Origin of the sequence: Sandaracinobacter neustonicus (assembly GCF_006385875.1) — a bacterium.
GTDB lineage: Bacteria > Pseudomonadota > Alphaproteobacteria > Sphingomonadales > Sphingomonadaceae > Sandaracinobacteroides > Sandaracinobacteroides neustonicus.
In genome coordinates this window covers 1-11,322 of record NZ_VFSU01000033.1, presented here as the reverse complement: position 1 = coordinate 11,322, position 11,322 = coordinate 1, and the positions used below count along the sequence as shown (strand labels likewise).

10 protein-coding genes and 1 pseudogene are annotated in these 11,322 nt (G+C 60.3%); 7 read left to right on the top strand and 4 right to left on the bottom strand.

Annotated elements, in window-relative coordinates:
- From FJQ54_RS15255 to FJQ54_RS15245, 4 genes and pseudogenes are all read left to right on the top strand, one after another.
- On the top strand, positions 1 to 983 hold a 983-nt coding region (locus FJQ54_RS15255; protein ID WP_140929288.1), incomplete at its 5' end, for an alpha-amylase family glycosyl hydrolase.
- Positions 928 to 1,748, top strand: a pseudogene (locus tag FJQ54_RS18025) (glycoside hydrolase family 97 N-terminal domain-containing protein); the annotation flags it as partial. The gene FJQ54_RS15255 and the pseudogene FJQ54_RS18025, both read left to right, overlap by 56 nt.
- A complete protein-coding gene (locus FJQ54_RS15250; protein ID WP_408006032.1) occupies positions 1,740 to 3,005 on the top strand; it encodes a glycoside hydrolase family 97 catalytic domain-containing protein in 1,266 nt (421 codons plus the stop codon). The pseudogene FJQ54_RS18025 and the gene FJQ54_RS15250, both read left to right, overlap by 9 nt.
- Positions 3,006 to 3,327: 322 nt before the next feature.
- Complete coding sequence (locus FJQ54_RS15245; RefSeq protein ID WP_235890492.1) at positions 3,328 to 4,566, top strand: sugar MFS transporter; 1,239 nt, start codon at positions 3,328 to 3,330, stop codon at positions 4,564 to 4,566.
- 369 nt (positions 4,567 to 4,935) lie between these two features.
- On the opposite strand, the gene FJQ54_RS15240 is transcribed toward FJQ54_RS15245, so the two are convergent.
- The 4 genes from FJQ54_RS15240 to FJQ54_RS15225 are packed head-to-tail and all read right to left on the bottom strand — an operon-like array spanning position 4,936 to position 8,718.
- Positions 4,936 to 6,702 carry an oleate hydratase gene (locus FJQ54_RS15240; RefSeq protein WP_140929287.1) on the bottom strand — a complete coding sequence of 589 codons (1,767 nt, stop codon included), beginning with the start codon at positions 6,700 to 6,702 and terminating at the stop codon, positions 4,936 to 4,938.
- A 23-nt stretch (positions 6,703 to 6,725) separates the two neighbouring features.
- Positions 6,726 to 7,589, bottom strand: a complete 864-nt coding sequence (locus FJQ54_RS15235) for a 3-hydroxyacyl-CoA dehydrogenase (RefSeq protein WP_140929286.1) — start codon at positions 7,587 to 7,589, stop codon at positions 6,726 to 6,728.
- Positions 7,586 to 8,083 carry an acyl-CoA thioesterase gene (locus FJQ54_RS15230; protein ID WP_181160190.1) on the bottom strand — a complete coding sequence of 166 codons (498 nt, stop codon included), beginning with the start codon at positions 8,081 to 8,083 and terminating at the stop codon, positions 7,586 to 7,588. The genes FJQ54_RS15235 and FJQ54_RS15230 overlap by 4 nt, the downstream gene beginning before the upstream one ends.
- Positions 8,080 to 8,718, bottom strand: coding sequence for a TetR/AcrR family transcriptional regulator (locus FJQ54_RS15225; protein WP_235890490.1), 639 nt, complete (start codon positions 8,716 to 8,718; stop codon positions 8,080 to 8,082). The genes FJQ54_RS15230 and FJQ54_RS15225 overlap by 4 nt, the downstream gene beginning before the upstream one ends.
- Positions 8,719 to 9,307: 589 nt before the next feature.
- On the opposite strand from FJQ54_RS15225, the gene FJQ54_RS15220 reads away from it, so the two are divergent.
- The 3 genes from FJQ54_RS15220 to FJQ54_RS15210 form a co-directional block, all read left to right on the top strand.
- A complete protein-coding gene (locus FJQ54_RS15220; protein WP_140929284.1) occupies positions 9,308 to 9,760 on the top strand; it encodes a hypothetical protein in 453 nt (150 codons plus the stop codon).
- Positions 9,761 to 10,064: 304 nt separating this feature from the next.
- Positions 10,065 to 10,865 (top strand): hypothetical protein, encoded by an 801-nt coding sequence (locus FJQ54_RS15215; protein WP_140929283.1) that lies wholly within the window; start codon positions 10,065 to 10,067, stop codon positions 10,863 to 10,865.
- A 165-nt stretch (positions 10,866 to 11,030) separates the two neighbouring features.
- The coding region (locus FJQ54_RS15210; RefSeq protein WP_140929282.1) for an ArsR/SmtB family transcription factor at positions 11,031 to 11,322 on the top strand (292 nt) is incomplete at its 3' end.

Genomic DNA, 11,322 nt, shown 5'->3' with positions numbered 1-11,322 from the left:
GCTTCAGGGTGGATGCCATCAACTTTTCCATGCACGACCCGCTGCTCAGGGATAATCCGCCTGCGCCGCCGGGGCCGCGCACGCGGCCGTTCGACTATCAACTCAGGCGTTACAACCAGTCCCACCCGGACATTCCCGGTTTCCTGGCGCGTTTACGGGTGTTGCTGGACAGTTATGGCGCAACCTTCAGCGTTGCTGAGGTGGGTGGCGACGATCCCATCCCGGAAATGCGCGTCTTCACAGCCGGGAACAGCCATCTGAACTCAGCCTACAGCTTCGCCTTTCTGTATGCACAGAAACTGACGCCGCAGGTGGTGGCCCGGGCGCTGGCCGACTGGCCGGACGAGCCTGGGCTCGGCTGGCCGGGCTGGGCGTTGACCAACCATGACTCCCCGCGCGGCCTGTCACGTTGGGCGGAACCAGCGCACCGGCTGGCCTTTGCCCGAATGACGATGCTGCTGCTGATGAGCCTGCGCGGCAATCCTTTCCTGTATTATGGCGAGGAGCTGGGGCTGACACAGGTGGAGATTCCGTTCGACGAACTTCAGGATCCGGAAGCCATTGCCAACTGGCCGCTGACGCTTTCCCGCGATGGCGCGCGGACCCCAATGCCCTGGAAGGCAGACGCGCCGAGCCTGGGCTTCTCTTCGGGACGTCCCTGGTTGCGGGTAGGCGATGACCATTCCGCGCTGGCTGTGGATGTGCAGGAAGCCGACCCCCATTCCCTGCTTCACCTGACGCGGCGGCTGGTGGCGTTGCGCAAGGCCGAACCGGTGTTGAGACTGGGGCGGCTGGAGCGGATCGCGGCAGACGGCGATTTGCTGAGCTTCGAACGCTGGCACGACAATCGACGTATCCGGCTCGCATTCAACTTCGGCGCCGAGCCCGCCGAAATTGCGCTGGAAGGCGCGGTGTGGGCCGAAGTGAATGGCGCAACACCCGATCTGTTGCCGCCGCTCGGTGCAATCGCAGTGGAGGGGTAGGATGCGCAACCTGATCTGGCTGGCGGCCGGACTGTTCATACTGGGCGCTGCCCGCGCCGAGGCAACGCCGGAAACGCTGCAATCGCCCTCCGGGGCGTTGCGCTTCACCATCGACACGGATGCCGACGGCCGGCCCTTCTGGTCGCTCAGTCGGGAAGGCGGAGCTGTCGTGAACCCGTCGCGGCTTGGGTTCATCCTGGGCGATGCGCCTAAGCTGGAACGCAACTTCGAGATCGTCGACGTGGCACGCAGCAGCGCGTCCGGCCGCTGGGAGCAGCCCTGGGGCGAGCGGCGCTTCGTAACGGATCGCCACAACGAGTTGCTCGTGACGCTGCGGGAGAAAACACCCTTGAAGCGGCAGCTTCGGGTGCGGGTACGGCTGTTCGACGACGGATTGGGATTTCGCATCGAGTTTCCCGAACAGTCGAACCTGAAAACCGTCGGGATTGTCGAGGAACTGACCGAGTTCGATCTCGCGCAGCCGGGCACGGCCTGGTGGATTCGGGTGGGGAATGGAACCGCTACGAATATCTCTACAATCGCACGCCCATCGCCGAAGTCGGGCAGGCGCATACGCCGATCACGTTCCGTACGGATCAAGGGCTGCACCTCTCTATCCATGAGGCCGCGCTCGTCGACTATGCCGGCATGTGGCTGCGCCGGGTAGAAGGGCAGCGCTTCAAGGCCCGTCTTTCGCCATCGGGCACCGGCCCGAGCGTCGTGCGGGATCTGCCGTTCGCGACGCCCTGGCGGGTGATGCTGGTGGCCCCGGACGCCGCAAGACTCTATGCGGCGTCCGACATCATCCTGAACCTGAACGAACCCTCCAGATTGCCGGACATCAGCACCTGGTTCACGCCGCACAAATATGTCGGTGTCTGGTGGGAAATGCACATCGACAAATCCACCTGGGCGACGGGGCCGAAGCTGGGGGCGACCACCGAAAACACCCGGCGCTACATCGATTTCGCGGCCGCCAACGGCTTCCGTAGTGTGCTGGTGGAGGGCTGGAATCCGGGCTGGGACGGCGACTGGTTTGGCACCGGAGACGCGTTCATCTTCACCCGGCCCACGCCCTGGTTCGATCTGGAAGGGCTTTCGGCCTACGCCCGCCGCAAGGGCGTGCGGATCATGGGCCATCACGAAACGGCGGGGAACATCAAAGTGTATGAAGCGCAGCTGGCACCTGCGCTGGATCTCTATGCCCGGCTGGGGGTGGACAGCGTGAAAACCGGATATGTCGCCGATGCGGGCGGGGTACAAGCGCCGGACGGCAGCTTCCAGTGGCATGACGGGCAGGTGCAGAGCCGCCATCATCTGAAGGTGGTAGAGGAAGCCGCCAAGCGCCATATCGCCGTGAATCCGCATGAACCGATCAAGGACACTGGGTTGCGCCGCACTTGGCCCAATTGGGTCTCCCGTGAAGGTGCGCGGGGGATGGAATATAATGCCTGGGGCGAGCCGAAGAATCCGCCCAGCCACGAGATCAATCTGATCTATACCCGGATGCTGGCGGGTCCCATGGACTATACGCCCGGAATTCTAAGCCTGACAGGCAAGGGCGGAACCCCGATCCCCAGCACCATGGCGCGCCAGCTGGCGCTCTATGTTCTGATCTACTCTCCGATCCAGATGGCTGCGGACCTGCCGGAGACCTACGTCCGCTATCCCGGCCCGTTCCAATTCATCAAGGATGTTCCGACCGACTGGGACGACACGAGGCTGCTCGCAGGTGAGGTCGGCGCCTATGCGCTAATCGCCCGCAAGGATCGCAACAGCCGGGACTGGTATGTAGGCGGGGGCACGGATGAATCCGCGCGCGAACTGGATCTGTCTCTGGACTTCCTGGAAAAGGGACGCCGGTATGAGGCTCAAATCTATGCCGATGGCCAGGCAGCGGATTTTCGGACTGACAGACGCTCTGACATTGCCATTTCGAAGCGAGTGGTGACCTCGGCAGACCGGATTGCAGTGCGTATGGGACCGGGCGGCGGTCTCGCCGTCCGCTTCCGCGCATTGTAGCAGCTTTCCACGATCAGGGCATTGGTTTCGTAAACCTGGCATGAAGCTGAGCGGCGTGACCACATCGACGACTTCGTCTTTCCAGCCTTGCCCGCTGTCCGGGACATGTTCGCATTCGACAATTGCGCATCTTGTCGACGAGTGGGCGACAGCCACCTTCCGGTCTCGAAAGCACTTTATCTTGGTGTTCACCAAACCAGCAGCAGGCCGGAGATCGCTCGGCAAAGGAGCTCATCTTCTCATGGCGGCCACAGAGGGTGAAGAAATTCCCATGATTCAACCTATGCATTCAGAAAATAATCAAAAATATGATAAATCCGGCATGAATAGTTCGGAGAATTCGCAACTTCAGATATTTGTCATGGGGTTATTTTTCATTTTCGGCGGCATCACGAGCCTGAATGATGTGCTGATCCCGAAATTGAAGGATCTGTTTACGCTGAATTATACCCAGGCGATGCTGATCCAGTCCTGCTTTTTTGCGGCGTATCTTCTGATCGGCATCCCTGGCGCGAACCTCGTGAAGAAAATCGGTTATATGCGTGGCGCCGTCGCCGGGCTCTTGACGATGCTGGCCGGCTGTCTACTGTTCATTCCGGCATCTCAGAAAGCTGTCTACGCGCTGTTCCTGCTGGCGCTGTTCGTGCTGGCGAGCGGGGTGGTGATCGTGCAGGTCGTCGCCAATCCACTCATTTCTCTGCTGGGCAAACCGGAAACGGCGCATAGCCGTCTGACCTTCGCCCAGGCCTTCAATTCGCTGGGGACGACAGTTTTCCCCATCGTGGGCTCGATCCTCATCCTTGGCAGCCTCGCGACCGTCGATCCTGCGCTGCTCTCGGCCGAACGGCTGAAAGACTATCGAACAGCAGAAAGCCGGATGATTGTGCACGGCTATCTCGGCATCGCGGCGGCTCTCGCGGTTGTCGCCGCGGTGGTCTGGCTCTTCCGCGATCGATTGAAGGGTGAAACGCATGAGGGCGGCAGCCCGCTGGCAGGACTGGGCCTCCTGAAGCGTCCGCGCTTCGGTTTCGGAGCGCTGTGCATCTTTCTCTATGTGGGGGCAGAGGTTTCAATCGGATCGTTGATCGTCAGCTATCTGAAGCAATCCGCAGTCATGGGCCTCGATGAGCAATCGGCTGGCAAGCTGATCGGCCTTTATTGGGGTGGCGCAATGGTGGGCCGCTTCATCGGTTCCGGGCTGATGCGGTTCGTCAGCCCCGGCAAGCTGCTTGCGATGGTGGCTGTTGGGGCGATCACGCTGATCCTTATCTCGATCAATAGCGCCGGCGTGGTATCAGGCTACAGCCTGCTGGCGATCGGCCTGATGAACGCCATTATGTTCCCCACCATCTTCAGCCTGGCGTCCGAGAAGCTTGGTTCGCGTGCGGCTGATGGCTCGGGCATCATCAACGTCGCCATCTTCGGCGGCGCGGTTCTACCACTCGCCACTGGCGCAATCGCCGATATGACTGGGAATCTTGGCCTGGCGCTGCTGGTCCCCGCTGCCTGCTATGCCGTCATCGCGACGTTCGGGGTCTATGCGCGTCACCCTGCCACTTGATGGGCCAGCCCGAACTAGCCGTGATTAAGCCTGCCAAAGTCTTTTTTATGGGGAGGAGCAGCGCGCCTAAGGGAAGCTTTCCGTTGTCCATCTCGCGGGCGCGGTGCGTCACTATGGAGAACATCGACCCGCCAAATGAACAAGCGATAGCTTCCGAGAATGCTTCACTCTGGCCAATCAGTCAGCCAAGTCGGCGATCAAAGGTGGTCCACATTAGGTCCGAAAATCGAGATTGAAGGTAAATTTCATCCGGCGATGATTTTCGCAGAATGGTAAAGTCGCCAGCACCATCTTCGAAATCGCGGGCTCCACCCCGGGGTGATGCCGTCCGCGCTTTCTTCCAGCACAGACGGGATCACCGGGCGAATGCTATTTCGCAACCAGCCCAAACTCTCCGAGCAGTTCGGCGATCTGGGTTCCCTCCAGCTTCTTCATCAGCATCTTGCGCACGAAGGACGGGCCGGGAATGTCGATCGCCTTGCCGTCGCGCAGCCGGCCGGTCGCGGCCAGCAGACTGCGGATGTCGTAGGTAGAATTGAACACTTCGGGGACACCACGCTCCACGTTCAGCAGGGTATAGACCGCCTCCATCGGGGTGCGCACGGAATATTCAGTGGTAAAGATGCAGTCCCTCTGCTTCGATTCCGCGAACTGGCCAATGAAGGCGAAGTTCAGCGCGTCCCTTGGCACCACATCCGGCCGGTCACCGGCCTGGCGCGGCATGAAGAAAGAGGTGATATAGGGCATCATGACCGGCACCGTCTTTGCGCCGGTCGCTGCCATGTCGGGGATATCCTCCACCGGAACGCCGATGTGATAGAGCCATTCCTGCGTGATTTCCTCACCCGTGCACGCCTGCATCGATTTCTTCACATAGTTTCCGGGCGTGTCCACGAACAGCGCGTAGACCCAGACGACAACCTGATCCTTCGGCTGCTTCTTGAAATGCGGTTGGCGGTTCACGGTCCAGCTCATCAGCCAGCTGGAATCTTTCGCCGTCACGATACCGCCCGTCACGACCTTGCCGCTCAGCGGGTCGCGCTTTGCGATTCTGTGAATATATTCGGGGATACGGGCATCCAGCGTCGTGACCGTCGCAGATTCCCACTTGGTCTCGGGAATATGCGCGCCGAACACATCGGGACGGCCGAAATCATCGGCCTTTGCCGCGATCCGCCGCCACAGATCCCAGGCCGGCGCCGGGCCTTCGTTCAGCTTAGCCGGCGTCTTGTGGTCGCCATTGTCCGAATTTTCCGTCAATGATCCGATCGTCAGGAAAACAAGATCGTTCCGGGTCAGATCGACTCCGCCTTCGGCACCATTCTCGATCCAGTGAATCCGCGTCGCCTGCCGGGCGCCGGGACGGATATCGAAATCGACATCCGTCACCTCGACGCCATAGCGGAATTGAACGCCATGGTCCTCCAGCCATTTCACCAGCGGCAAAACCAGTGATTCATACTGGTTATACTTCGTGAACATCAGCGCGGAGAAATCCGGCAGCCCACCAATATGGTGGATGAAGCGGTGCAGGTACAGCTTCATCTCCAGCGCGGAATGCCATTCCTCGAAGGCAAACATCGTGCGCCAGTAGAGCCAGAAATTGCTCTTCAGGAAATCGGCGCCGAAAACCTCGTTGATCCGCTTGTTCTCCATCTCCTCGCGCGTGGCGAGGAAGATGGCGATAATCTCTTTCTGGGCAGTGTCTGTCAGCGTGAACAGACCGTTGGTCTCGGCATCCTTGCCTTGCTCGACCGTCGCGCGGCACAGGGAATAGTTGGGATCATCCTTGTTCAACCAGAAGAATTCGTCGAGCACGCTGGCGCCCTCGATTTCCAGCGAGGGGATCGACCGATAGAGATCCCACAGGCACTCAAAATGGTTTTCCATCTCGCGGCCGCCGCGGATGACGAACCCTTTCTCCGGCTCTTCGATGCCGTCGAGGGCGCCGCCGGGCAACAGTTGCTGCTCCAGAATGGTGATCCTATCGCCAGCCATCTGCCCATCGCGGATCAGGAACGCCGCCCCGGCGAGGGCGGCAAGACCGGAACCGACAAACCAAGCCGTCTTTCCCTCCACGCCTTCGGGTTTGCGCGGGCGGGCGAAGGCCGCAAAATTTCCACTGGTATAGTCCATGCCGTTTCTCCCTGTGCTCAGGATCAGTTTGCGGGCTTGTAATGGTAGAAGCCCTCACCGGCGGCGATGCCGAGTTTGCCTTTGTCGATGTAATTTTCCTTCAGCCAGGCCGCGAGTGCGCGGGCGCTCTCATCCCCCTGCGAAAGGATATTGTAAGGGGTGGTAAGCCCGATGATGTCGTAGATTTGGAACGGCCCCATCGGCGCTCCCGTCGCGATCCGCCAGACCTTATCGATATCCTCCGGCTCGGCATAGCCGCCCGCCGCGAGACCGGCAGCGGCGTTCAGGAACGGAACCAGCAGGGAATTGAGGACATAGCCCGCCTTTTCCCTGTGCATCGGGATGGGCACCATGCCGATGGCGGCGGCAAATGCCACCACCGCATCAAACACCGCCGCGGCGGTCTCATCCGTGCCCATCACCTCGGCCGTGTTGAACTTCCAGATATTGTTGGCGAAATGCAGCGCCAGAAAGCGGTCGGGACGGCCGGTGAAGTCTTTCAGGTCGCTGGGCAGAAGGGTGGAGGAATTGGTGGCGAAGATGGTCTTCGCAGGGGCGAGTGAGGCCAGCTTCTGGTAAGTCTGCTGCTTGATCGCCTGAACTTCTGGAACCGCCTCGATCACGAGATCCGCGTCCACCACAGCCGCCGCCAGATCGGAGGTCAGCAGGATGCGCGACACGGCATCGGCGGCCTTGCCGTCGGGGGCACCTTCGACCTCCCGGCTGTAGGTTTCGACCAACGCACCGAACCGCCCGCGGGCCTGTGCCAGCGCGGCCTCGCCGATGTCATAGACGGTCACGTTGAAACCACTATAGGCTGTCTGGAACGCGATCTGGCTTCCCAGCACACCGGTGCCAAGCACGGCGACATTGCGGATGTTTGTCATTCAGGAACACTCCCTTGTCCGTCGTGATCCAGAAAGGGCGCTGACACCTCCGGGAGAATGCGGACCGGTTTCAGGCTTGCCCGATCGAGCAGCGCCCAGCGAGAGTGCGCGGAGACAATGACCCGACTGTCTGCCGCGAGAAACGCCACGCTGCGCTGATAACGGGCGCCGCGCGGGGCCCCATCCAACCAGGTGATTGCGCTGATTTCGTCTCCGGCTGCGATATTTCCGCGATAGTCGATTTCGTGCCGCATTACGACGGCAACGAAACGGTCGCGATCCTGCATTCGCGCCGCGACCAGCCAGTGCGCAACGGAAACCTCCTGGATCCATTTCACCCACACCGCGTTGTTGACATGTCCGAGTTCGTCGATGTCCTCGTCCTGGGCGCGGAAACGGGCGTGAAACCGACGATTGTCATCGATATGCCCGGCCCAGGGCTCGCCGTTCTCGTCGCAGCCGATACGCCGGCGATGTCCGAACGCCGCGTTCACAACCTGTCTCGTCCCGCTTGCGGGGCCGGAAGGCCGGACAGCGCGCGGAAGAAAACCGTCAGCATCTGCTCGCGCGGAACGGCATCCGCCGTATATCCCTGCACGGAAAGGCCCGCCCATAGCGCATAAAGCGCGATGCCCGCCTGCATCGGCGGCAGCGCGGGGGTGAGTCCGAAGCGCTGCACGAGATCCGCGATCAGGTCGGCGAACGCGCGGTAGCAGGCGGCCTTGCCCTCGCGATGCCGCGCAGCGAAATCGGGATTCCGCCGCGCGTGCAATTGGAGTTCGATCGACAGCAGCGACCATTGCGGTTCATCGGCCAGCATCGCCAGCCGGTCGACCAGCATCCGCAGGATGTCTTCGATGTCGTCGCTGGCCGTGTGCGTGACCAGATTGCGCAAGAGCGCGACCTCATCCCGGATATGGGCGTGAAGGATATCGACGAGAAGGTCATCCTTGCTCGCGAAATTCGAATAGAAGGCCCCCTGTGAATGGCCCGCTGCGCTGCAGATGTTGCGGATCGACATAGCGGCAACGCCCTCCTCGACGATCGAGGCATGGGCGGCCGCGATGAGCCGGTCGCGGGTCTGGCGCTGCGCGTCTTTTCGCGTCGGCCGCATGGAGTCATCCTTCACAAATCGGGTACACGGATTGCAATCGCCGCATTTCAAATATCGCATGATATTTGAAATGCGGCAAGGTTATGCAACCAAAAATGACGACACTCTCACGAGCCTGATAAGACAGATCCGAATGCACGTTGGTGATTGGCCTCCTTCATTTGCCGCTCGGTCTACAGGCATGAAAAAAACCAGCGCGCTGTGCAGGTTGCGCTTGGCCACAGCAGGTCCACGAATATGCTTCGCCATCTTGGTATCGAGGTCCACGACGCACCGATGGGTTCGGAACGCACAGAAATCCGGTAACTGGGTTCCTCGCTCCCGTAAGAAGTTATCTCAACGAACGGCAGGTCCAGGTCGACCTTAGCCAAGCGGGAACGTCAGGAAAGTCGGCGGGCGTTGCCGCGCAGTACCCTTGCCAGGAAAATGGCTGCTTCATGCTGCATTTCCGTCGCTCAATGCCACAGCCGATTGCTCCCAACCGGCCATCATGCGACCAATCAGCCTACAGCGGTGTCGTGCGAGACAGTACATGCCGCCTCAATTCGTGCGCGTATGGGCAGGCAGATTGCCAACATTGAAGAATTTGGCCATCGCTCGGAGTATGGCTGCAACGCTAACCGAAATCCTTATTCCATTGGTTGCGTCGCTCGGCGCAGCGCTGATTGCAGGGGTCGCGAGCTATTTCGCAGGGCGCGGTATGCGGTCCCACGAATGGAAGCTGGGGCTGGTACGAGAGCGTTTGCTTGAGCGCCAGAAGCTATATGCCACGTTCTTGAGCGAGGTGGATCGAAACTTGCTGCTGGTAGTAGTCAACGAAGAAAAGTCGATCGATAACCTTATGTCGCTTCTTGCGGCTTTCGCTGAAATTTCGCTGCTCTCCTCCCAAGCTGTAACTGAAAGTGCTCGACAGCTTTGCGACATCGCGATTTCATCGATCGGCCGAGATACGGCCGGGCTGCCTGATGGTCACTTCGTGGCAAAGACCGAATTTCTTGAGACTGCGCGCGCAGAGCTGGAGGCGTTGGAGGCGGGAGCGGGCAAATCCGCGCCCTAGTCCTGAGACTTCACCCAAAAATACGACTGTCCACAGTCGCCCTATTCCGGTCAATTCGGGGCTCCAGCACAGTGACTAACAGAGGGCGGCTTTCGACGAACTCATGCGGACTCGGGACGACCATTATGTCAGCTTTTCAGCCATCAACGTCCTGCCTTGTCGAGCTAGAAACTTGCCTCTGCCATAGAGCCTCAGCAGACAGTTCAGTAAAGTATGCTGCACTTGGGATTCTCAAAGCTGCTATAGCCCGTCTTCGTCGCCGCTGAACCCGATCCAAACTCACGGAAGCTGTGAGGGACAGAAAATGGCCTACGCATTTCCCGCATTTCTTTTTGCAATGCTAACCCTGACCGGCTTTTGGAGTTTGCGCTGGACCAAGCTCGATCCACAGTATCCGGTGCCGCCCCACCCCTGGCGCATCATTGCCACGAGCGCCGGCGCGGCCGCCCTCGTGCTACTATCCCATACCGGAGCCCCGCTAGCGACGATAACCGCGGCCGGTGCGGTGGGGATGATAACCAAGACTGCTATCATTCCGCCTGTCAAAATTACTGCCCAGGAGGTGCCCGATTGGCGATCCCGCGCGTGGCGCAGATTCTCTTCTGCAGCACTCGGAGGGGTGGTTCTTAGCCTTCTCTTAGGTGTCGGCTTTTCGATCTCCTCTTGGCTGCCTTTTTCCAACCAGCTGCCGGGCTGGCTCGGCGCCTATGCGATACTCTGTGCGATTTCGATCGGGACTCGGCCAGTATCGCACACCGTTGAACCGCAGCGGGTGCACCGCCTTGCGGTCACCGATCTCGATACGAGTCCGCATATGATAAGACTGCGGTTCATAGCCCTTGGGTCTGTCCTTCTCTGGCTGCTGTTGGCCTATCCCGCGATCGAATTCACATTCGACCGGGACGCCGAGAAGCTCTCGCTGCTGGCAGCCGTCTTCGGCGGCGCATTGCTGGCCGATTTGACGTGGAATCGCCGGAGCGCGCCTAGTCCCTATGCAACTCGTTGCCGCTATGATCGCGGGGAGGCGCGGCCAATTTCAATTTACGTCCAACCGCTGCGAGCTTCGGTTCCGTTGGCGAGAGAGCGGCAGCCATTGCTGCGGTAAGGCAAGCCGATCACCAATCGGCCAAATCTTAAGGTATGCGGGTTGTGAACGGATGGCCGCTTTCAGGGAGCTGGTTTTGACCTTGCGACGTCAGCTTTGTCGGCGGTCTTCGTCAACCTCTCCCCACCGTTGCACCCAAACATACATTTCGATATATCTCGAATTATGGACTCAGAAAACGCCCTAAGCGCTTTGGCCGCCCTCTCCCAGCAAACAAGGCTGGACGCGTTCCGCTTGCTCGTCCGCCACGAACCCGAAGGCCTGCCTGCAGGCGACATCGCGCGTCACCTGGATGTGCCTGCCAACACACTTTCCACACACCTCGCCATTCTGGCGCGGGCAGGCTTGGTGACGTCCGAACGGCACGGCCGCGTCATCCAGTACCGCGCCGATGTCGACGGCCTCCGCGCGCTGATGCTGTTCCTCGTAAAGGACTGCTGCGCGGGAAGCCCGGAAC

Excerpts from the sequence above, each read along its gene's own strand:
- FJQ54_RS15220 (WP_140929284.1), top strand. The coding sequence starts at position 9,308 with ATGGCTGCAACGCTAACCGAAATCCTTATTCCATTGGTTGCGTCGCTC.
- FJQ54_RS15240 (WP_140929287.1), bottom strand. The coding sequence starts at position 6,702 with ATGGACTATACCAGTGGAAATTTTGCGGCCTTCGCCCGCCCGCGCAAA.
- FJQ54_RS15245 (WP_235890492.1), top strand. The coding sequence starts at position 3,328 with ATGAATAGTTCGGAGAATTCGCAACTTCAGATATTTGTCATGGGGTTA.
- FJQ54_RS15215 (WP_140929283.1), top strand. The coding sequence starts at position 10,065 with ATGGCCTACGCATTTCCCGCATTTCTTTTTGCAATGCTAACCCTGACC.
- FJQ54_RS15235 (WP_140929286.1), bottom strand. The coding sequence starts at position 7,589 with ATGACAAACATCCGCAATGTCGCCGTGCTTGGCACCGGTGTGCTGGGA.
- FJQ54_RS15250 (WP_408006032.1), top strand. The coding sequence starts at position 1,740 with ATGCTGGTGGCCCCGGACGCCGCAAGACTCTATGCGGCGTCCGACATC.